We start from the raw sequence: 20,947 nt of genomic DNA on the forward strand, positions 1-20,947 counted from the left end.
GGGTGTTTTTTGCGCTTTCTCAGCAGCCGATGGCGGCACACTTCTCCGCCAGCCAGCTGCGCTCTTCGTCGTTCAGGTGCGGTGCCAGCTTTGCAAACACCTGACGGTGGTAATCGTTCAGCCATGCGATCTCGTCCTTATCCAGCACACCGGGCAGGATGGGAGAGGTGGCAATGGGCACGAACATCAGCGGTTCAAAACCAAGGAAGGTACCGTACTGGTTATCGGCCTTGTGCACGCACACCAGCTCGTTCTCGATGCGGATGCCCACGAGGTCAGTCTCGTAAACGCCCGGCTCGTCGGTGACCACCATGCCGGGACGCATCCGGGTGGTGTTGCGGCTGTTCAGGGCATGGGGGCCTTCGTGCACGTTGCCCACAAAGCTGACGCTGTGACCGGTGCCGCAGCGGTAGTTGATGAGGTGCCGCCACAGCGGTTCCCGGGCAATGGTGTCGATCATCTTACACTCGCAGTAATCCAGCCAGACGGCTCTGGCAAGGTCGATGTGGCTCTGCAGAGTCCATGTGTAGAAGCGCTTTTCGTCCTCGGTCAGCGGGCCAAGCGGGTAGGTGCGGGTGATGTCGGTGGTGCCGTCCATGTAGGTGGCACCGCTGTCCACCAGCAGAAAGCCCTTCTTTTCCAGCACAGCGTGATCTTCCGGGGTGGCGTGGTAGTGCATCATGGCTGCGTTGCCGCCGTAGGCCGCAATGGTGCCAAAGCTTTCCACAAGGAATTTATCGTCCGCACTGCGGTACTTGTGCAGAATTTCATCCACCGTCAGCTCGGTCAGGGTCTCACCGGCAGCAAGGCGGCTTTCCAGCTCGATCTGGAACCGCACCATGGCCACAGCGTCCCGGATATGGGCCTGCTTTGTGTGGGCAAGCTCCGTTTCGTTCTTCACGCCCTTCATCATCAGCAGCGGGTCGGTGCCGTTCTTCACGGTGAGGGCAGGGTTCTGCTCCAGCACCTGATACACGGCGTAGTTCACCGTGGCGCACTCGGCCAACACGGTCTGGGGTTCCGTCTCAGCAGCGAGGAACTTCAGCACATCATCATACTCCGCCAGCGTGATGCCGTTGGCTTCCAGCTCTGCCTTTGCCCCCGGGGTGACGCGGGCCGTGTTGATGAAGAGTACCGCGCGGCTGGGGGTCACATAGCAGTAGGCCATGGCATAGGGAGTGCACTCAATGTCCATGGCGCGCAGGTTCAAAAGCCATGCCAGATTATCCAGCTTGCCCACAAACTGAGCGGTGCAGCCCAGCTCCTTGAGCTTGCTGCGCAGTTGATCCAGCTTTTCCGCCGGGGAGAAGCCCGCATATTCCTTCGGCAGGATCCACGCTGGGGTATCCGGCAGGGCAGGGCGGCCCTCTGTCCACAGCTCGTCCTCAAGGTTCAGGGTCTTGATGGAAGCGCCCTTCTTTTCCAGTGCCTTTTTCAGGTCGTTCACGAGGGCCGTGCTGGCGGTCAGGCCGCACAGGCCCAGTGCTTCGCCCTCATTCAGGGCATTTGCGCAGTATTCCTCCACGGTGGGCACGCCGGGTTCCCCCATGCGCTGCAGCTTGATCTCGGTACCCGCAATTTCCTTCTCGGCCTGCACAAAATAACGGCCGTCGGCCCACAGGGCGCTCTCGGTGCGGGTGACCACGAAGTTGGAGTTCTCGCCGTGGAACCCGGAGAACCAGGTCAGGCTGGTGTAATGGCAGGGCAGGTATTCGCTGGCGTGGGGATCACCCACAGGGATCAGATAAACGGCCACGCCGTTTGCAGCCATGGCGGCACGCAGCGCGGCAAGGCGCTCGGGTACGGTATTCATGCTCATATGATTTGCTTCCTTTTCTCTCACCGGAAAGCCCGGCAGCGGTGCATTTCTGTTTGGCCTTATTGTATCATTCCGGGAAAAAGATTGCAATGCAGGGGCAGGACGGTTTGGAATGACCTCCGCTGCCGGAGAGCATCCTCGCTGGCTGGACCCTCTCAGTCAAAGCCTTGCGGCTTTGCCAGCTCCCCCGAAAGGGGGAGCTTTATTCGTGCCGACCTTCAGAAAACAAGCTCCCCCTGAGTGGAACGACTTCCCCCGGCCGGGGGTAGATGGCGAAGCCAGAAAGGGGAACGGCTGGCGAACGCAGTGAGCCTGAGAGGGTTGGCGTCCTCTCAGCAAAACCGTCAGGTTTTGACTGAGGGAGTTCGTTCTCCCTCAAAATGCCGCCAATTTGCAAAAAATGTTACAATTTTTTCTTGAAAAAGGCCGTTTTCCCATTGACAGCCTTGTTATAATAGGAGTGTAAGTTTTTTGAGCCAGCACTCTGCGGCTCTGTGTGCTATTCAAAGAAAGAGGCAATTGAATCATGACCAAAATCGATATTTTCTCCGGCTTCCTTGGTGCCGGTAAAACTACCCTGATCAAAAAGCTCATCAAAGAGGCCTTTGCCGGCCAGCAGGTGGTGCTGATCGAGAACGAGTTCGGCGAGATCGGCATTGACGGCGGCTTTCTGAAGGAAAGCGGCATCCAGATCAACGAGCTGAACGCCGGCTGCATCTGCTGCTCTCTGGTGGGCGACTTCCGCACCGCCCTGCAGCAGGTGGTGGAGCAGTACCACCCCGACCGCATCGTCATCGAGCCCTCTGGCGTGGGCAAGCTCTCCGATGTGACCCGCGCTGTGGAAGGCGTGGCCGAGCATCTGGATGTGCAGCTGAACAGCTTTGTCACCGTGGCCGATGTGAACAAGGTGAAGATGTATATGAAGAACTTCGGCGAGTTCTACGACGACCAGATCAGCCACGCAAGCTGCATCCTGCTCAGCCGCACCCAGACCGCCAGCGAAGAGAAGATCGCCGCTGCGGTCGCCATGCTGCGCGAGAAGAACCCCACCGCTACCATCGTGACCACCGCATGGGACGAGCTGACCGGTGAGCAGATCCTGAAGGCCATGTCCACCAAGGACGACTTCAAGGCAGAGCTGATCGCCATGGCTGCAAAGGCCAATGAGGAGCACTCCCACGAGGACGAGGAAGAAGAGCATCACCACCATCATCACCACGATGACGAGAACGGTGTGTGCAGCTGCGGCCATCATCACGACCACGATGATGACGACGAGGACGAGCACGAGCATCACCACGATCACGATGAAGATGATGACCACGATGAGCACGAGCACCATCATCACCACGATCATGACGACCACGACCATTGCTGCTGCGGCCACCATCACGACCACGATGATGACGATGATGAGGACGAGCACGAGCATCATCACGACCATGACGGCCACTGCTGCTGCGGCCATCACCATCATCATGACCACGACGCCGACGAGGTGTTCACCAGCTGGGGCGTCGAGACGGCCCGCAAATTCACCAAGGCAGAAGTGGAGCACGCCCTCACCGAGCTGGATACCGGCAATTACGGCATGATCCTGCGCAGCAAGGGCATCGTGAACGGCGGCGCAGACGGCTGGCTGGAGTTCGACTATGTGCCCGGCGAATGGGAAGTGCGTGCCCGCGGTGCAGATGTGGGCGGCAAGCTGGTCGTGATCGGCTCCAAGCTGAACGAAAAGGCCATTGCAGAGCTGTTCGGCTGCTGAACTCCTTCAGTCAAACCCTAACGGGTTTGCCAGCTCCCTCAGAGAGGGAGCCTGATTGGATAATGATTTTTTAAGGAGAAACCATTCCTATGGCAAAAGAAATTCCGGTCTACCTGTTTGTGGGCTTTCTGGAAAGCGGCAAGACCAAATTCATTCAGGAGACCTTTGAAGACCCCAACTTCGACTCCGGCGACAAGACCCTGCTGCTGATCTGCGAAGAGGGCGAAGAAGAGTATAATCCCAAAAAGTTCGCCTTTCCCGGCGTGACCGTCAAGGTGCTGGAGGACAAGGCCGAGTTGAACCCGCAGAATCTGCTCAAGCTGGAAAAGGAATCCGGTGCAGGCCGTGTGGTCATTGAGTACAACGGCATGTGGCTGCTGCAGGATCTGGCCGAGGCTCTGCCCGAGAGCTGGATCGTGTACCAGTGCATCGCCACCGCCGACGGCACCACCGCCCTGACCTACGCCCGCGACAACTCCATGCGCAGCCTGCTGCTGGACAAGATCGCCCGCAGTGAGCTGATCGTGTTCAACCGCGCCGAGGCCGTGAACAACGATGCCGCCCGTCAGGAGCTGCACAAGCTGGTGCGTCAGGCTTCCCGCAAGTGCGATATCGCCTACGAGTTTGCCGACGGCAGCGTGGCCTACGACGATATCCCCGACCCGCTGCCCTTTGACATCAACGCGGACATCATCGACATTCCGGATGACGATTTCGGCATCTGGTACATGGACTGTCAGGACGAGCCCCAGAAGTATACCGGCAAAACGGTCAAATTCCTTGCACAGGTGTGTCAGACCAACCGTGCCGGCAAGAACAGCTTCGTGCCGGGCCGTTTCGCCATGACCTGCTGCGTGCAGGACATCCAGTTCGTGGGCTTCCCCTGCAGCTACGATGGCTACAAGGCGCTGGAGCAGCGCGCATGGGTGCGGGTGACCGCAAAGGTAGGCTACAAGTTCCACAACATCTACCGCGGCAAAGGCCCGGTGCTCACCGCCATTTCGGTGGAGCCTGCCGAAAAGCCGCTGAACGATGTGGTAACATTCTCTTGATCTGATTTTTCAAGGAGGTCCCGGCATGAAAACACTGTTTCGTATCCTTGGCACGGCCGCTGCTGTGGCCGTTACCGGTGCTGCCATTGTGGCACTGGACAAGATCCTGAACCAGAAAGACCCGCTCCATGTGGAGGAAGTAGAGTTCCCGGAGGACGCCGAGCAGAACGCCGAGGAAGCCGCCAAGACTGCCGAAGCCTACGCCGAAGCGGAAACCAAAGCCTCCGATGTTGCCAACGAAAAGGCTGCAGAAGAAGCTGCGCCGGAAGCTCCTGCCGAAGAAGCGGCAGCTGCTGCCCAGCCCGCCGAAGAAGCCTCTGCCCCGGCGGCACCCGCGGAGGGCGGTGAGAAGCCGGTGTTCGACCCGGAAGCTCCCAACCAGAACCCTGTGGAAGCAGGCCCCGCCGTTGCTCCCAAAGACGAGAGCGGAAAATTCGACCCCACCAAAATCGCCGAAGCCAGCGACTTTGGCGACTGGGAAGAACAGGGCTGCAAAGGATAACCTATGACCCAAAAAAGGGACGATGTGATGTTCACATCGTCCCTTTTTTGTTATTCTCCTCTTGCCAGCTGCTGCAGCTTTTTCCTGTCCAGCACCTGCACGCCGCCCCGGAACAGCCGCACCCAGCCTTCCTGCGCAAAGTATTTCAGCATCCGGCTCACCACCTCGCGAGCAGACCCCATGTATTTTGCCATCTGGTCGTGGGTCATGCGCACCTCGTCGCCGCCGGTCTTGGCCAGCTCATCGGTAAGAAAAATGGCAAGCCTGCGGTCTGCGCTCATGAACAGCACCTGCTGCATGGTCCACATGCTGTCGGAAAAGCGCTCCGCCGTCATCTGGTAGGCGTAGCAGCGCACATGCACGTTCTGCTGCATCAGCCTGCGGAAAACGCCCGCGCTGATGCAGTAGGCCTCGGTGTCCTCTTCGGCATCAATATACAGGTCGATGTTCACCGAGTCCATCACGCAGGATGCCGACAGGATGCACACCTCCCCGCCGAACAGGCGGTAGAGCGTCACGTCCCGCCCGTCCTCCGAGAGCAGGTAGGCCCGCAGCTGGCCCGAGCGCAGCAGCAGGATGCCCACACAGCTTTCCAGCGGGCTGTGCACCCGGGCGCCCTTTGCGTAGTGCACCGGCCGGGTATAGCGGCAGAGCATGTCCTGTTCGTCGGGTGTCAGGTCGTTCCAGAAGGGAAAACCTTTGGCCAGACAATCGCGGTGTTCCTTTGTTGTTTCCGACATTGCTTTTCATCCTTTCCGCAGGGCCTTGGCGGCTTCAGTGCCCGCCTGCGCGCCCTCATACACGGCCTTTGCCACCTGCAGAAGGCCCCCGGTGCAGTCGCCCGCCGCATACAGGCCGGGCACGGTGGTCTGCATCTTTTCGTCCACCACGATGCGGTTCCCGTCCACCTCTGCGCCGATCTTCCTAGCCAGTGCGGTGCTGCCCGCCACGCCCAGTGCCACAAATACACCGCTGACAGGCAGCTGCACACCGCCGGACAGCTGCACGCCGGTGACAACGGTTTCGCCCAGAACAGCCTCCACGGTCTGCGGATAGACTGTGACCTCCGGCGGGAAGTCCGCCGTCAGCGGTGCGCCGTTGGTCAGCAGAGCAACACTTTTTGCCACCGGCAGCAGAGCCTGCACCTCGTGCAGAGCATACTCGCCGCTGCCCAGCACCGCCACGTCCTTTCCACGGTAGAAAAAGGCGTCGCAGGCGGCACAATAGCTCACGCCGTGCCCCTCCAGCCCGGCAAGGCCCGGGATGCGCGGCACCGCCCGGGATGCACCCGTGGCAAGGATCACAGCGTCCGCCGGGTAATTTTTATCCACTGTTTCTACGGTGAGTTTATCCGTATAGGTCAGGCCCACCGCTTCGGCTGTGACGAATCTCACACCAAGGCGCTTTGCATTCTCGATGCTGCGGCGTTCCAGTTCCGCACCGGAGACCGGCTCGGCAAAGCCGTAATAGTTTTCAATTTTTTCGGCGCGGTCCAGCGCACCGGGGCCTTTGGTGAGCACCGTGGTGTCCACACCGGCGCGGACAGCGTACAGCGCAGCGGAAATGCCCGCCGGGCCGGAACCGATAATGATGATGCTGGGCATGGGAAAACCCTCCTTCGGATGCATTTTTCTACAGTATACACCTTTTTTTGAAAAATTTCCGTGACCGGGTCGCAAAGCATCGGTTTTTCGGACGGTCCTGCTTCGGTTCGCTGTCAGCGGATCGTCCCATGCACAAACGCGCTGTCGTACAGGAATCTTCCTGCTCGGCAGCGCTCTTTTTTCTTTCAGAACACCAGCTGCACCAGCAGCACATAGCACAGCGTACCGCCTGCGACACTGAGCAGGGTCTCATGCTTCCACTTGTGCAGGCCCACCGTCACCAGCAGGGCGATGGCCTCCGGAATGCCGCGGCTGCCCGCAAAGGGGGTGACGCTTTTCAGGCAGTAGACGATCAGCATACCAAAGATGGCGGCGGGCAGCACCCGGCCCAGATACCGCACCACCTCCGGCGGCTGCTGATCCTTGGAAGAGAACACCACAAAGGGCAGAAAGCGGGTGATCATGGTGGCGGCGGTGCACACTGCAATGGTCAGGCCCATCTGGACTGCGGTCATGCGCCCACCTCCTCGCCGCTTTTTTCTGCTTCAGTGCCTTCGGCCTTTTCGATCGGTTTACGCAGAGCCAGCAGCAGGATCAGGATGCATCCCATGGAGGGCAGCAAAAAGCTGCCGGAGCCAAAAAACACCAGACACGCCAATGGGGCGGCAAGGCCGATCAGGGCGCTGTAGTGCTGCCGGTCCTTTTCCCACTGGTTGAGAAAGATCACCGTGAACATGGCGGTCATCACAAAGTCCACACCCTCGGTGCTGAAGGGCAGCACCGAGCCCACCACCGCGCCAAGACCGGCACTGGCCACCCAGTAGCACTGATCCAGCAGGGTGATGAAGAACATGAACCAGCCCCTGTCCACCCCTTCCGGCGGCTCGGCCGAACAGGTGATGGAAAAGGTCTCATCGCTCATGGCAAAGATCATATAAAAGCTGCGCAGGCCGTAGCCCTTGTAGCGCTCCAGCATGGCAAGGCCGTAGAACAGATGCCGCGCCTGGATCATCAGCGCCATCAGAAACGCCGAAAGGGGCGAGAACGCGCTCAGCAGCAGGCTTGCCAGCACAAATTCCAGCGAACCGCCGTACACCACGGTGCCCATGAGCATGGGCATCCACACCGGCAGACCCAGCGATTGCACATAAATGCCGTAGCCCATCCCCAGCACAAAATAGCCCGCCAGCACCGGGATGGTCTGCGGTGCGGCAGCGCGCAGTGCCCGCCATACGGTGCTCTGCCGCCTTGTCAGTTGTTGTTCGGTTACGTGTTCCATTGGCCTTTCCCTCAAAATACGATGCCGGTTTCCTCTTTGGCCTCATTGCCGCCGATAAACCCATTCTCTCGATATGAATATGTCTGTATTATAACAGGTCTCACGGCTTTTGCAAAGGTGTATCCCCCACTGCTTTTGGCAGAACGACAGATTTTTTCTTTAAATTTTATGCAATTTTTAACGGATACAAAGTGACTCGCGGTCAGCGCTTTATTATTTTAATGCAGTAAAGGTTCTTTGCAGGATCCTGTTCCTGAAATATCCCTAAATGCCGTTTGTGCTTTAGTCATACTCATTTGACAGATGCCGTCTTTTCCGGTATCCCGTCCGTATCGCAAGGACGGCGGGCCGAAAACACCCGCCTTTTTTCGTTCATTCTGTATTTAGTGGGAGGACATTTTATGGCAACCATGAAGGACATCATCCAGAGCCCGCTGCTGCCGGCCCTGTTCGGCTCCATGGCGCTGGGTCTGTTCGCCAGCTCGTCCAGCGGCAGCAAGGTGGTCAAGGGCGGCATCAAGGGCGTGCTGCCGGTGCTCATCATCATGACGGTGCTCTCCCTCGCCGCACGCCTTGCAGGCTACGGCTCCGTGCTGGGCGGCCTTGTGGGCATCTTCATCATCGTGATACTGCCCATCGGCATCCTCACTTCCTATGTGCTGTGGAAGAAGGGCAGGATCCAGGTAGTAGATAAAGAGCAGAAGTAAGGGGAAACAAAAGAACTCCCGGACGGATGTCCGGGAGTTCTTTGTTGCTTATTCTGCCTTTTCGTCCTTCTTGAGCATATCCAACTCGGGCATCAGCTCGGTGCTCACAATGGTGAGCATCTCCTCCAGCTTTGCACAGTCCTCGGGGGAGAAGCGCTCTCTTGCGCGCTCCACCACAGTGTGCAGGTAGGAATAGCTGATGTTGTAGTAATCGATATACTTCTGGGTTGGGCGCAGGTGATACTCGCGCCGGTCGGTGGTGGACTGGATCTTTTCCACATAGCCCTTCTTCACCAGACTGCCGATCTTATACGCCGCATTGGGGGTGGAGATCTGCATCATGCGGGAAAACTCCGCAATGGTGGGTTCGCCCATGGCCATGATGCCCTCCATGCAGAAGGACTCCACCGTGGTCAGCGTGGCTTCCCGGGTGGCAAAACGCTGAAAAATGTTCTGGTAGAAATGCAGCTTGAATTTGGTGTATACGTCCTGAAATGCCTGTTCCAGCATAGGTCGTGTGCCTCCGATAGTTCCTTTTATTTAAAAATACCACGTTTTGGCCGCGGCGCAAAGCGAAACAGCTGAATTTTTGGCAGGAATTTATTCTGCCGCCTTTTTGTTCGTGCGCACACGGATCACGCTGAGCACCACCAGCTCTACGGCAATGGCAACGGCCAGCAGGATCAGCGAGGTGAACAGGCTGCCGTTTGCGCCAAGGAAAGCCTGTGCAATGCCCGTGATCACATAGCACACTGCCGCGCAGGAAGCCGCCGTAATGGCGTAGGGCAGCTGGGTGGACACATGGTTCACATGGCTGCAGTGGGCACCGGCGGATGCCATGATGGTGGTGTCCGAGATGGGGGAGCAGTGGTCGCCGCAGACGGCACCGGACAGGCAGGCCGCAATGGAAATGACCAGCATCTCGCCCTCCGGGAAGGCATGGCACACGATGGGGATGAGGATGGAGAAGGTGCCCCAGCTCGTGCCGGTGGCAAAGGCAAGGAACACTGCCACAAGGAAGATGATGACCGGCAGCATGTACTGCAGCGCTGCAGCAGAGCCACTCAGCAGGTTGGCAACGTAATATTTTGCGCCCAGCAGGCCGGTCATGCCGGACAGGGTCCATGCGAGGGAGAGGATCAGCATGGGGCTGACCATGGCCTTGAAGCCCTCGGGAATGCAGGCGGCAAAGTCCTGAAAGGTCATCACATTGCGCACGCGGTAGAACACAAAGGTGAACAGCAGGGCAATGCTGCTGCCCAGCACCAGACCTGCAGAAGCGTTGCAGTCCGCAAAGGCGGTAACGAAGTCCACGCCCTCAAAGAAGCCGCCGGTGTAGATCATGCCGAAGATGCAGGCCACGATCAGCACCAGCACCGGGGCGAGCAGATCTGCAACATGGCCGCAGGTATCAGTGCCATCGTCCACATCGTTGCCGTAGGGACGGTCGGCGGTGGTAAACAGGTCGCCGTTTTTGGCGTTGTCCTCGTTGAGCTTCATGGAGCCAAAGTCCGTGCCGGTAAAGATGAGGAACAGGCTCATCACGATGGTGAGCAGGGCATAGTAGTTATAAGGAATGGTGCGCAGGAACATGGTAAAGCCGTTGATGCCGGAGCCTTCCGGCACGCTGGAAGTGACCGCAGCTGCCCAGCTGGACACCGGCGCAATGATGCACACGGGTGCTGCGGTGGCATCGATCAGGTAGGCCAGCTTTGCGCGGGACACCTTCTGCCGGTCGGTGACCGGGCGCATGACGGAGCCCACGGTCAGGCAGTTGAAGTAGTCGTCCACAAAGATCATCACGCCCAGCAGCAGGGTGGCAAACTGCGCACCGGCCCGGGAGTGGATGTGGGTGGAGGCCCAGCGGCCAAAGGCGGCAGAGCCGCCGGCCTTGTTCATCAGGGCCACAAGGATGCCCAGCATGACAAGGAACACCAAAATGCCCACGTTGCTGCTGTCCGAAAGCTTGGCCACCATGCCGCCGTCCTCATTGAAGAACAGGGTGTTGATGGCCAGCTCCAGATTGCCGTTGGCATATAGCAGTGCACCGGATGCGATGCCCACCAGCAGGGAGGTGTACACCTCCTTGGTGTTCAGCGCCAGCACAATGGCGATCACCGGCGGCAGCAGCGAAAAGATGGTGCTGTACACCGCACAGGTATAGGTGGACGGGTCCGCGATCTTGCCGGGCGTTGCCGCTGTGCACCACAGCAGCAGGGCAAACACCAGCAGAGCTGCGAACCATGAAAGGTTCTTGTTTTTCATAACGGATTCCTCTTTTTTCAAATTTCCGGGGATGCATACCCCTCTTTGCGCAGGAAAAACTATCCCCATCGAATGCAAAGGGAGGTGTGCGCCGCGCCGGACTATAAAGCGATGTATTTTGAGCTGTTCCGGGCCAGCGTGCAGGCCGCCCAGCTCTTGCAGGACGCGCAGAAGCGTGCCGAGCAGCACCTGCTGGAAGCTGACCCGCCGCCGATCCGATTGGAGCAGACAGAGCAGACGGATGAAGAATAGTTTTCTTCGGTCAGCGTCCTCGCCCTCTCAGTCACCTTCGGTGCCAGCTCTCCCAAGGGGAGAGCCTTTGGCAAAACCGGGAACTTTACCGTACTGCCAAAGCCTCCCTCATTGAGAAAGACTTCCCCCGGCCGGGGGAAGATGTCGTGTAAGCGACAAAAAGGGGAACGGTGGCATCGCGCAGCGATGACGGAAGGAGTTTTACCCCTTCTTCGCCTCCGCCTTGGCTGCGAACTTTGCGTCGTTCACCACAAAGCGCTCGTGGGTGCCGCCGCCTACAGGGCCTTTTTCGTCGTGCAGGGCCACCTTGAAGGTGAGCTTGCGGCCTTCCACCGCCACCAGCTCGCTCTCGCAGGTCACGGTCATGCCCATGGGGGTGGGGGCGGTGTGCTCCAGCTCGAGCTTGGTGCCCACCGAGCCATTGCCCTCGCCCAGCGCGTCGGCCACGCTCATCCAGCAGGTTTTTTCCGCCAGAGCCACAAGGGCCGGGGTGGCAAACACCTCCAGCGTGCCGCTGCCCATGGTCTTTGCTGTATTGGCTGCGGTGACGAGCACGCTCTGTTCCCCGCGGATACCGGTTTCCAATGTCATATACTTTCCTCTCCTTTTGCGCGCCGTATGGCGCATTTTATTTTTGAACACCTTTATAAGATACCACATTTTGCACCAGAACGCACCCTATTTTGCACTTTTTTGTGAATTTCTCTTTTTCTTTTTGCGCAAACGGGCTGCCAAGTCCTCTCTCTTTGGGAGAGGTGGCACCGAAGGTGACGGAGAGGGCGAGGACACTGACCATGCGGCAACCTCTTTTTTGTTTTCGCCTTCCCTCCAATCCGCATCCTTATTGCGATTCAAAAACGCAAATTTTCTGCGTTTTAAGGCAAATTTCATCAATTTAGAGCAGACGCCCAAAATCTTTGAAAAAAGCCTTGACAAGGGGCATTCCGCGTGCTACTATGAACACATGAACAGGCGTTCATATGAATTCGCTGCGAAAGGAGCTGTCCACATGCCTGAGACAAAAGACCCCGCGCCCGCGCCGCAGCCGGAAGCCTTGGATATGCCGGACGACGAGGTGCTGTACGAGCTGGCCGACCTGTTCCGGGTGTTCGGCGACTCCACCCGCATCAAGATCCTGTATGCACTGCACGACAACGAGCTGTGCGTGCAGGACATTGCAAACGCCGTGCAGCTGAGCCAGTCGGCGGTGAGTCATCAGCTGCGGGTGCTCAAGGATTCCAAGCTCGTGCGGTTCCGGCGCGAGGGCAAAACCGTTTACTACGCACTGGACGATGACCATGTGCGCAGCATCCTCTCCATGGGGATGGATCATATCGAAGAATAACGAAAGGCTGGTATTACTTATGAAGAAGAGCTACAAGATCGAAGTGGACTGCGCAAACTGCGCTCAGAAGATGGAAGACGCTGCCAACACCGTTGCAGGCGTGGCAAATGCTACCGTCAGCTTTATGACCCAGAAGATGAAGGTGGAGTTCTCTGAAGGTGCAGACCCCCACGACACCATGGTGAACGTTCTGGCCGCCTGCAAGAAGGTGGAGGACGACTGCGAGATCTTTGACATCTGATGCGCGGCAGGTTGCTGCACACGATCAACAGCCTCGCCCTCTCCGTCACCTGCGGTGACACCTCTCCCTTTGGGAGAGCTGGCAAATCCAAAGGATTTGACTGAGAGGGCGAGCCCGCTAAAGAAAAAAGCATCTGCAGCAAGAATTCGTAGATTTTCTGAGAGCTCAAACGAATGTGCAGATGCTTTTTACTTTGTGTGCGATTGTGTTGTGCAATAACTTTTTCTGTTGAAAAATCAGACAGTTTTCAACAGTTTCCACTCAGTTTTCAACACCATTTGCGGAAAAAGCGTAAAATAAACGTGGAAAAGCGCTTTTACGCCTGAAAAGCTGTGTGGAAAACACGGGTAAAACCGTGGAATATCCATTTTTATGGGGAAAAGTTGTTGAAATCCCCGCCCGCCGCAGCGTGATGCGGCCCATGGATCCCGCAAAAGGAGAGTTTTGTATGAACAAAAAGCAGAAAAAGAACCTGCAGCGCATCATCATTGCGCTGATTTTGGTGCTCATCCTCAAGCTTTTGCCCCAGTTCCCCACGCCGGTGGAGCTGGTACTGTACTGCATCCCGTATCTGGTGGTCGGCTGGGACGTGCTGCGCAAGGCACTGCTTGGCATCAAGAACCGTCAGCCCTTTGACGAGTGCTTCCTGATGGCCGTTGCCACTGTGGGTGCATTTGCACTGGGCGACTACGTGGAGGGCTGTGCCGTTATCATCTTCTACCAGATCGGCGAGCTGTTCCAGAGCGTGGCTGTGGGCAAAAGCCGGCAGAGCATTTCCAGCTTAATGGACATCCGCCCGGACTACGCCAACATTGAGGGCGAGGACGGCAGGCTGGAGCAGGTGGACCCGGACGATGTGGAGATCGGCACCGTGATCGTGGTCCAGCCCGGTGAGCGCGTGCCCATCGACGGCGTGATCGTGGAGGGCGCTTCTGCCCTGAACACCGCCGCCCTGACCGGCGAGAGCCTGCCCCGCGATGTGCAGACCGGCGATGAGGTCATCAGCGGCTGCGTGAACATGACCGGCCTGCTGAAGGTAAAGACCACCAAGGAATTCGGCGAATCCACCGTTTCTAAAATTCTCGATCTGGTGGAAAATTCCAGCATGAAGAAGGCCCGCGCCGAGAACTTCATCACCCGTTTTGCCCGCGTGTACACCCCCGCCGTGTGCTATGGCGCACTGGCTCTGGCCTTTATCCCGCCCATCGTGCTGCTGCTCATGGGCCAGCCCGCCCGCTTTGGCGACTGGGTCTACCGTGCCCTGACCTTCCTTGTTATCAGCTGCCCCTGCGCACTGGTCATCAGTATTCCCCTGAGCTTCTTCGGCGGCATCGGCGGTGCATCTGCCTGCGGCATTCTGGTCAAGGGTTCCACCTATCTGGAAGAGCTGGCCCGCACCGGCATCGTTGTGTTCGACAAGACCGGCACCCTGACCCAGGGCACCTTTAAAGTGACCGGCATCCACCCCGTAGAGGGCACCAGCGAGGAGCAGCTGGTGGAAGCTGCCGCGCTGGCCGAGAGCTGGTCCAAGCACCCCATCTCCCTCAGCATCAAGGCCGCTTATGGCAGGGAGATCGATCCGAACCGTGTCACCGATGTGCAGGAGCTTGGCGGCCACGGCGTGACCGCCAAGGTGGACGGCAGGACCGTTGCTGCCGGCAACGCCCGCCTGATGGAAAAGCTGGGCCTGAAGGCTCCCGCCGTCAGCGAGACCGGCACCATCGTGCATGTGGCCATCGAGGGCATGTACGCCGGTTATCTTCTGATCGCCGATGTGGTAAAGCCCCACAGCGCACAGGCCATCCGGGGCCTGAAGGATGCCGGTGTGCGCAAGACCGTGATGCTGACCGGCGATGCCGAGCCGGTTGCAAAGGCCGTTTCCGCAGAGCTTGGGCTGGATGAATACCATGCGGGCCTGCTGCCGGGCGACAAGGTAGACCAGATCGAAACGCTGCTCGCCGCAAAGCGGCCCAAAGAGAACCTTGCCTTTGTGGGCGACGGCATCAACGATGCCCCGGTGCTGTCCCGTGCCGATGTGGGCATTGCAATGGGCGCTCTTGGCTCTGACGCTGCCATTGAGGCCGCTGACGTGGTGCTGATGGACGACGACCCCGCCAAGATCGCACTGGCCATGCGCATTGCCCGCCGCACGTTACGCATCGTGTACCAGAACATCGTGTTTGCACTGGCCATCAAGTTTGCCTGCCTTGTGCTGGGCGCGATCGGCATGGCCAGCATGTGGACCGCCATCTTTGCCGATGTGGGCGTGATGGTGCTGGCTGTGCTCAACGCCACCCGTGCCCTGTACACCAAGGATCTGGCGAAAAAGAATGAACAGTAAAAAACAGTGCCGGACAGCCTGAAAACTGTCCGGCACTGTTTTTATATATGAGGTGCATACAGGCGTTCTATTTCATGCACAAGCTCCGGTTCTTTTTCGATATCAAATTTTCTGGCAAACATGCAAGGCGATGCTTTCAGCTGTTCCAGATCAGCGTATTTCCAGACCCACGGATTGCCTCTGTCCCAATCGATGGCACGGGCACTGGTATCACCCGGCCCCTGATAGATCTTATCCTGATACGGCGACTGCGCGATCAGTGTCTGCACAAAGAACTCGTCCGAGCAAAAGGTCTTGTCCAGCACCTGCAGGACCCACTCTTCTTTTGTCAGCAGATACCGTGCAAAGCCGTCCGTGCAGCTGAACCAGTTGCTGCCCTTTGTGAAGTGAACGTCCTGATTGCGCTTTATTTTCAGCAGCTTCTGGCCCGACAGCAGGATTCCATTGATCACGCCGAGCACCGGATGGCGGCGCAGATCGATATTCTGGAAAAAGTGCCGGTAATAAACGCGCTCATCGTTGAATGGGCTGAACGGGTGCGGGTCGAAATGGACAAATTCCACGTCCGGGTTTGCCTCAAAAAATGCACGGATATCTTCTTGTGTTTGAATGGGCAGATCCACACCGGAGATCAGGTGGTAATGCTGATACGGGCCATGGGCCACTGCTGTTTTCAATAGCACAAGCTCCGCTTTTACCTGACTGACACCGCCCCACACAACACTGTGCCGTTTTGCGTGAAACACTTTCGCATATTTCATGCGGCACTCCACCGTTTCCGGCTGGTAGTCCGTATTTTTGCTGTCCATGTGGATGAATATATCATTCCACGGTACATCCAGCATCCGCAACAGGGTCAGAAGCATCTCATCACATTTATGTGCTTCTATCAGGTACGCCTGTTTTTCTCTTGTTTCCATCGCTTTCTCCTCTTAATTCTGCGCCGCATTTTTATTTTATTATAACAAAACCCTCTTTAAAAACAATCCCATCACCCCTTTTTACAGCACAAAGCCGCCGCATTCCCTTGCAGAGGGAGAGCGGCGGCTTTGTTTGGGTATGGAGAAAATGGAGGAGGTCTCAAAGTTTATCCGCGGAATGCAGCGGTATATACCGCCACCACCTCGTCGCGGGTGGGGGTGATCTGGTTGGTGGACATGCAGGTGTCGTGCAGCGCAAGCTCTGCCAGCGCGGCAAAATCTGCAGGGTCCACCTTGTTCAGCTGCGCAAGGTTTGCGGGGATGCCCACCCCTGCACTGAGCTGACGGACAAACTGGATCACTGCCGGTGCGGCAGTGTCCGGGGTAAAAGTGCCCTGCAGGCCCATGGCAGCGGCAATGGTCATGAACCGCTCCCGACACACCGGGCTGCGGCTGTTGAAGGCCAGCACGTAGGGCAGCAGCACCGCATTGCACACACCGTGGGGCAGGTTGTAGTGTCCGCCCAGCGCGTGTGCCATCGCATGCACCATGCCAAGGCCCGCGTTGGAAAAAGCCATGCCTGCCACATTTTCGGCGTAGGCCATCATGGTGCGGGCGGCTTCATCCTGACCGTTGGCAACGGCCCGGGGCAGGTTCTGCACGATCGCCTGCATGGCCCAGTAGGCATCCTTGTCCGTGAGCGGGTTGGCGTTTTTGGAAAGCGCCGCCTCGATGGCGTGGGTCAGCGCGTCCATGCCGGTGGCTGCGGTGAGTTTGGGCGGCATGGAGGACATGAAGTCGGTGTCGTTCACCGCAATGCTGACCATGCAGTTGGGGTCCACCATGGCCATTTTGCTGTGGCGAACGGGGTCGGTGACGATGTAGAAGGAGGTGCACTCGCTGCCGGTACCGGCGGTGGTGTTCACCGCCACGATGGGCAGGCCGGGCTTGGAGGACTTGTTCTCGCCCTCGTACTGTTCCACGGTACCGCCGCAGGCCACCACGATGCTGGCTGCCTTAGCGGTATCGATGGCGCTGCCGCCGCCCAGAGCCACCAGCAGCTGCACCTGCAGGGTACGGGCTGCGGCAATGCAGTCGTTCACCACCTGTACGGTGGGGTTGGGCTGCACATTGTAGTACACGGCGTACTCCGCACCGGCATCGGACAGTACCTGACCGACCCGGGCAGCAGCACCGGAATCATAGAGAAAGCGGTCCGTCACCAGCAAAGCACGGCGGATGCCCATCTTCTGAAGCTCCGGTTCCAGAAGACGGATGGCACCCTTGCCAAAAAAGCTGGTCTTGACGGCGTTGATGCGTTCTGCCATGTGTTCACCCTCCGCTTACTGTGCCTGACCGCAGACGATCTGCACCGGGTCCCAAATGGAACAGGACGAGGAGGAATAGACGAAATCCACCTGACCCAGTGCTTCCACGGTCATGCCAGCGCGGATGGCAACGGCAATGGCGTTGATGCGGGCCGAAACATTCTTTTCTCCCCATGCCTGCGCACCCAGCACCTGACGGGTATTGGCCTCATACACCAGCTTGATGGTGATGCGGTGGGGGTTCGGGCAGATGCCCGGACGGTCGGTGCCGGTGGCCATTGCACTCTTGACCCGCAGACCGGCCTTGCGGGCCTCGGTCTCGGTCAGGCCGGTGCGGGCGATCTCCAGATCCGCCACCTTCAGGCTGCTGGTGCGCAGAGAGCCGTCGCGGCAGGCCGCGCAGTCGCCCACGGCATAGATATTGGGCACACTGGTGGCAAGGTCGGCACCAATGAGCACAGCGCCATTGGGTGCCAGCTGCGCCCCGGTACCGGCCAGCAGGCCGGTGTTGGGGGTAACGCCGATGGCTACCACGCAAAGGTCACAGGGGTAGGTGCCGCGGTTGGTCTGCACCTGCTCCACGAAGGTACGGCCCGGGAAGGAGCGCACCTGCTCACCCAGATTGAACTGCACGCCCTGCGCTTCCAGCTCCTTCTGGATCAGCTTGCTCACCTCAGGGTCAAACTGGGGCAAAAGCTGCTGCTCTTTTTCAATGATACGCACATTGCGGCCCAGCTTGAGGAAGGACTTTGCGATCTCCAAACCGGCCCAGCTGCCGCCCAGGATCACGATGTCCCGCACATAGGGGGTGCGGACGAACTCCTTGAGGAAGATCAGATCTTCCACGGTCTTGAGGGTCTGCACGCCCACGCGGTCACTGCCGGGCACCTGCGGCACACGGTTGGAAGAACCGGTGGCCAGCACCAGCTTGTCGTAGTGGTCTTCAAACACGCGTCCGGTGGCAAGATCACATACCGTCACCTTGCGGGCGGCTGCGTCGATGCCGCGCACCTCATGGCGCAGATGTGCGGTGATGCCCTGCGCGTTCAGCTCAGTCTCCTTGGCCTGAATGGCCTTGTTCAGGCTGTCCAGATCCTCGCACAGGTAATGGGGCAGGCCGCCGGTGCCGCAGGAGTAGAAGCCGCCTTTTTCGTAGACGGTGATCTGCGCTCCGCGCTGGGCGGCGGCAAGTCTGGCGGCGGCCGAAACCCCGGCGGCAATGCTGCCGATGATAATAATTTTCATTGTTTAAGCCTCACGATCCCGCCGGGAGGAAGCCCCTCTCTGCGGCAAAACTTGCAGGGTGTTACTTACTCAGGGTGGGAGGATTGTCCACGATGCCCACGATGAAAGCATCAATGGGCGACGGATGGTCCAGACCATGCTGGGTGGTCTCGTCGGTGGTGACCAGAACCATCTCGCCTACACCCGCGCCGATGTTGTCGCCCGCCACGATGGTATCCTTTTTGGAGCCGAACACCGGCTCCACCAGCAGGAACTTATAGCCTACAAGCTCCGGCATTTTGCGGGTGGCGACAACGGTCCCCTTGACGATCCCTAAAATCATAGCTTACTCCTCTTTGCCCAGCACGGTGACCAGCTGCCCCTGCTTGAGCAGGAAGGCATTGCCATCGTCCGTGTCGATGTGAAAATCCAGTGCACATTTGTCGTTTGCGCGGATCAGCACCCCGCCCATCACGCCCGGCTTGGGGCCGTCGATCTTTACCTGCACGCGGTCGCCGTCGGCAAGGCCGAAGGCCGCTGCCTGTGCGGGAGTCATGTGGATGTGGCGGTCGGCGATCATCACGCCCTCCGGCACAGTCAGGGTGCCATTGGGGCCGCGCAGGGTCACGCCCGGCGTGCCCTTTGTATCCCCGCTGGAACGCACCGGCGCTTTGATGCCGATGTTGCGGCAGTCGGTCTGCGCCAGCTCGATCTGAGTGGCACTGCGCTCCGGGCCAAGGATGCGGACATGCTTCAGTTCGCCCTTGGGGCCGATGATGTCCAGACATTCCTCGCAGGCAAACTGGCCGGGCTGGCTCAGCGCCTTTTTGGGGGTAAGCTGATAGCCATAGCCGAACAGCTTGTCCACATCATCGCGGGTAAGGTGGATGTGCCGCACCGAGATGCCTACCGGCACCTGACGGCTGCGCTTTTGCAGCTCTGCCTGCACGGCCTGCGTGATCAGGAGCAGCAGCTGTTCCTGACTGATGTCATGGTAAACCAAGGCACAGCGCTCCTTTCTTATGCAGCGTCAGCGCAGTTCTCAGCGCAGCTCAGGCATGCACTCGGACACGCTTGCGTGCGGGCGGGGAATGACCAGTGCGCTGACCACTTCGCCAATGCGGGAAGCAGCGGTCTGGCCTGCCTCAACAGCAGCCTTCACAGCGCCAACGTCGCCCTGCACGAACACGGTAACAAGGCCTGCGCCGATCTTCTCCTGACCCACCAGAGAGACATCTGCGCTCTTCAGCATGGCATCGGCTGCCTCGATGGAAGCGGTCAGGCCGTTGGTCTCGATCATGCCCAGAGCGGCATCCAGCGGCACCTGCTCGCCTGCGGGCAGGCCGGACTTGCCGGTCGCGGGGCCCTTGGCGGGCATGATGCGGGCCAGATCTGCGTGGGGACGTGCAATGACGTTGACGCAGAACAGCTCACCCACGCGGGAAGCAGCCTCTTCGCCAGCCTCGGTAGCAGCCTTGACAGCGCCCACCTCGCCGGTAACGATCACGGTGGTCAGACCGGCACCGATGGTGTCGGAACCAATGAACTCAACATCAGCAGCCTTCAGCATTGCATCGGTAGCGTCGATGTTGCCAACCAGACCCTTCGTCTCGATAAAACCCAGAGCTTTCATAAGTTGTTCCTCCTGTCAGAACACTGAAAAAATTGTATGTGATGGTTTCGTCCTTCAAAAACTCAGATGATGCGCAGCCCGCCCTCGGCCAGCATGCAGCGGCGGCGGCAGAAACTCTTTGCGCAGGTGATACCCTCGCCGGTGGGGCCGGCAATGGTCATGGTGCAGTGGCCCTCGCCGCCAATGCCAACACCGGCCTTGGTGGCGCTGTTCTTTACGTAGATGGTGGTCTCAATGACCCGGGCAAAGCGGGTCATGTGGTCCACATCCTTGGAGAAGATGGAAGCGGTGTGGCGGTTGCCGTGCTCGGCCACCACGGCATCTTCCACCGCCTGTTCAAAACTCTGGCAGCGCACGATGGGCAGCACCGGCATCATCTGCTCCACCAGAACGAACGGATGGTCGGCAGGCACCTCGCAGATGGCAAGGCGGCAAGTATCCGGCACATGCACGCCGATGGTCTCCAGAATGCGGGCGGCATCCTTGCCCACCCACTTTTTGTTCACCTCGTGGCCGCCGCCCTTCTTGGGCTGCAGCACGATGTTCACCAGCTGTTCGGTCTGGGCCTTGTTCAGCAGGTAGGCACCCTGCTTCTGCAGCTCGTGCAGCAGGCCGTCGTAGGCGGTGTTCACGGCGAACACTTCCTTCTCTGCAAAGCAGAGGATGCGAA

24 protein-coding genes and 1 pseudogene are annotated in these 20,947 nt (G+C 58.8%); 8 read left to right on the top strand and 17 right to left on the bottom strand.

Going from position 1 to position 20,947, the window contains the following annotated elements; genetic code table 11:
• Positions 1-19: 19 nt before the first annotated feature.
• Complete coding sequence (locus tag WMO17_RS01275) at positions 20-1,819, bottom strand: aminopeptidase P family protein (protein WP_154255753.1); 1,800 nt, start codon at positions 1,817-1,819, stop codon at positions 20-22.
• A gap of 526 nt (positions 1,820-2,345) precedes the next feature.
• Here WMO17_RS01275 and WMO17_RS01280 point away from each other — a divergent pair.
• The 3 genes from WMO17_RS01280 (at position 2,346) to WMO17_RS01290 (ending at position 5,138) form a co-directional block, all read left to right on the top strand.
• Positions 2,346-3,584 (top strand): CobW family GTP-binding protein, encoded by a 1,239-nt coding sequence (locus tag WMO17_RS01280; RefSeq protein WP_349137312.1) that lies wholly within the window; start codon positions 2,346-2,348, stop codon positions 3,582-3,584.
• 89 nt (positions 3,585-3,673) lie between these two features.
• Positions 3,674-4,636, top strand: coding sequence for a TIGR03943 family putative permease subunit (locus tag WMO17_RS01285; protein ID WP_005943770.1), 963 nt, complete (start codon positions 3,674-3,676; stop codon positions 4,634-4,636).
• 25 nt (positions 4,637-4,661) lie between these two features.
• Positions 4,662-5,138 (top strand): hypothetical protein, encoded by a 477-nt coding sequence (locus tag WMO17_RS01290; RefSeq protein ID WP_291012489.1) that lies wholly within the window; start codon positions 4,662-4,664, stop codon positions 5,136-5,138.
• A 50-nt stretch (positions 5,139-5,188) separates the two neighbouring features.
• On the opposite strand, the gene WMO17_RS01295 is transcribed toward WMO17_RS01290, so the two are convergent.
• From WMO17_RS01295 to WMO17_RS01310, 4 genes are all read right to left on the bottom strand, one after another.
• Positions 5,189-5,878, bottom strand: a complete 690-nt coding sequence (locus tag WMO17_RS01295; RefSeq protein WP_005943776.1) for a Crp/Fnr family transcriptional regulator — start codon at positions 5,876-5,878, stop codon at positions 5,189-5,191.
• 6 nt (positions 5,879-5,884) lie between these two features.
• Positions 5,885-6,742: an NAD(P)/FAD-dependent oxidoreductase gene (locus WMO17_RS01300; protein WP_291012483.1), complete on the bottom strand. Its 858-nt coding sequence runs from the start codon at positions 6,740-6,742 to the stop codon at positions 5,885-5,887.
• A 185-nt stretch (positions 6,743-6,927) separates the two neighbouring features.
• A complete protein-coding gene (locus WMO17_RS01305; RefSeq protein ID WP_291012481.1) occupies positions 6,928-7,257 on the bottom strand; it encodes a branched-chain amino acid transporter permease in 330 nt (109 codons plus the stop codon).
• Positions 7,254-8,021: an AzlC family ABC transporter permease gene (locus tag WMO17_RS01310; protein ID WP_005943789.1), complete on the bottom strand. Its 768-nt coding sequence runs from the start codon at positions 8,019-8,021 to the stop codon at positions 7,254-7,256. The genes WMO17_RS01305 and WMO17_RS01310 overlap by 4 nt, the downstream gene beginning before the upstream one ends.
• A gap of 401 nt (positions 8,022-8,422) precedes the next feature.
• Between WMO17_RS01310 and WMO17_RS01315 the strand changes: the two genes are divergently transcribed.
• Positions 8,423-8,728 (top strand): hypothetical protein, encoded by a 306-nt coding sequence (locus WMO17_RS01315; RefSeq protein ID WP_349137313.1) that lies wholly within the window; start codon positions 8,423-8,425, stop codon positions 8,726-8,728.
• A 48-nt stretch (positions 8,729-8,776) separates the two neighbouring features.
• On the opposite strand, the gene WMO17_RS01320 is transcribed toward WMO17_RS01315, so the two are convergent.
• Entirely contained in the window at positions 8,777-9,238 is a 462-nt protein-coding gene (locus WMO17_RS01320; RefSeq protein ID WP_005943797.1) for a MarR family winged helix-turn-helix transcriptional regulator, read from the bottom strand.
• 90 nt (positions 9,239-9,328) lie between these two features.
• On the bottom strand, positions 9,329-10,993 hold the full coding sequence (locus tag WMO17_RS01325) for a Na+/H+ antiporter NhaC family protein (protein WP_154260099.1): 1,665 nt from the start codon (positions 10,991-10,993) through the stop codon (positions 9,329-9,331).
• Between the two features lie 45 nt (positions 10,994-11,038).
• On the opposite strand from WMO17_RS01325, the gene WMO17_RS01330 reads away from it, so the two are divergent.
• The gene (locus tag WMO17_RS01330) at positions 11,039-11,245 is read left to right on the top strand and encodes a hypothetical protein (RefSeq protein WP_145945759.1); all 207 of its coding nucleotides are present in this window, start codon (positions 11,039-11,041) and stop codon (positions 11,243-11,245) included.
• Positions 11,246-11,446: 201 nt separating this feature from the next.
• Here the strand turns inward: WMO17_RS01330 and WMO17_RS01335 are convergent, their stop codons facing one another.
• Positions 11,447-11,836 (bottom strand): thioesterase family protein, encoded by a 390-nt coding sequence (locus WMO17_RS01335; protein ID WP_349137314.1) that lies wholly within the window; start codon positions 11,834-11,836, stop codon positions 11,447-11,449.
• Positions 11,837-11,873: 37 nt separating this feature from the next.
• Positions 11,874-12,041, bottom strand: coding sequence for a hypothetical protein (locus tag WMO17_RS01340; protein WP_154255759.1), 168 nt, complete (start codon positions 12,039-12,041; stop codon positions 11,874-11,876).
• A 213-nt stretch (positions 12,042-12,254) separates the two neighbouring features.
• Between WMO17_RS01340 and WMO17_RS01345 the strand changes: the two genes are divergently transcribed.
• The 3 genes from WMO17_RS01345 to WMO17_RS01355 all read left to right on the top strand — a co-directional run bounded on the left by WMO17_RS01345 (position 12,255) and on the right by WMO17_RS01355 (position 15,172).
• The gene (locus WMO17_RS01345; protein WP_349137315.1) at positions 12,255-12,590 is read left to right on the top strand and encodes an ArsR/SmtB family transcription factor; all 336 of its coding nucleotides are present in this window, start codon (positions 12,255-12,257) and stop codon (positions 12,588-12,590) included.
• 19 nt (positions 12,591-12,609) lie between these two features.
• The gene (locus WMO17_RS01350; RefSeq protein ID WP_005940491.1) at positions 12,610-12,831 is read left to right on the top strand and encodes a cation transporter; all 222 of its coding nucleotides are present in this window, start codon (positions 12,610-12,612) and stop codon (positions 12,829-12,831) included.
• Positions 12,832-13,279: 448 nt separating this feature from the next.
• Complete coding sequence (locus WMO17_RS01355; RefSeq protein WP_349137316.1) at positions 13,280-15,172, top strand: heavy metal translocating P-type ATPase; 1,893 nt, start codon at positions 13,280-13,282, stop codon at positions 15,170-15,172.
• Positions 15,173-15,213: 41 nt separating this feature from the next.
• On the opposite strand, the gene WMO17_RS01360 is transcribed toward WMO17_RS01355, so the two are convergent.
• The 8 genes and pseudogenes from WMO17_RS01360 to WMO17_RS01395 all read right to left on the bottom strand — a co-directional run bounded on the left by WMO17_RS01360 (position 15,214) and on the right by WMO17_RS01395 (position 20,909).
• On the bottom strand, positions 15,214-16,092 hold the full coding sequence (locus tag WMO17_RS01360; RefSeq protein ID WP_097774533.1) for a beta-1,6-N-acetylglucosaminyltransferase: 879 nt from the start codon (positions 16,090-16,092) through the stop codon (positions 15,214-15,216).
• A gap of 167 nt (positions 16,093-16,259) precedes the next feature.
• Positions 16,260-17,420: an iron-containing alcohol dehydrogenase gene (locus tag WMO17_RS01365; protein WP_349137317.1), complete on the bottom strand. Its 1,161-nt coding sequence runs from the start codon at positions 17,418-17,420 to the stop codon at positions 16,260-16,262.
• A 15-nt stretch (positions 17,421-17,435) separates the two neighbouring features.
• Positions 17,436-18,665, bottom strand: coding sequence for an FAD-dependent oxidoreductase (locus WMO17_RS01370; protein ID WP_005939599.1), 1,230 nt, complete (start codon positions 18,663-18,665; stop codon positions 17,436-17,438).
• A gap of 61 nt (positions 18,666-18,726) precedes the next feature.
• The gene (locus WMO17_RS01375) at positions 18,727-18,987 is read right to left on the bottom strand and encodes a EutN/CcmL family microcompartment protein (protein WP_005939597.1); all 261 of its coding nucleotides are present in this window, start codon (positions 18,985-18,987) and stop codon (positions 18,727-18,729) included.
• 3 nt (positions 18,988-18,990) lie between these two features.
• Positions 18,991-19,647: a phosphate propanoyltransferase gene (locus tag WMO17_RS01380; RefSeq protein WP_005939594.1), complete on the bottom strand. Its 657-nt coding sequence runs from the start codon at positions 19,645-19,647 to the stop codon at positions 18,991-18,993.
• 39 nt (positions 19,648-19,686) lie between these two features.
• Positions 19,687-19,944 carry a BMC domain-containing protein gene (locus tag WMO17_RS13225; RefSeq protein ID WP_223390077.1) on the bottom strand — a complete coding sequence of 86 codons (258 nt, stop codon included), beginning with the start codon at positions 19,942-19,944 and terminating at the stop codon, positions 19,687-19,689.
• A 111-nt stretch (positions 19,945-20,055) separates the two neighbouring features.
• Positions 20,056-20,277, bottom strand: a pseudogene (locus tag WMO17_RS13230) (BMC domain-containing protein); the annotation flags it as partial.
• A gap of 62 nt (positions 20,278-20,339) precedes the next feature.
• Positions 20,340-20,909 carry an aldehyde dehydrogenase family protein gene (locus WMO17_RS01395; protein ID WP_347563426.1) on the bottom strand — a complete coding sequence of 190 codons (570 nt, stop codon included), beginning with the start codon at positions 20,907-20,909 and terminating at the stop codon, positions 20,340-20,342.
• Positions 20,910-20,947: the final 38 nt, after the last annotated feature.

The organism is Faecalibacterium faecis (assembly GCF_040096475.1).
Taxonomy (GTDB): domain Bacteria; phylum Bacillota; class Clostridia; order Oscillospirales; family Ruminococcaceae; genus Faecalibacterium; species Faecalibacterium taiwanense.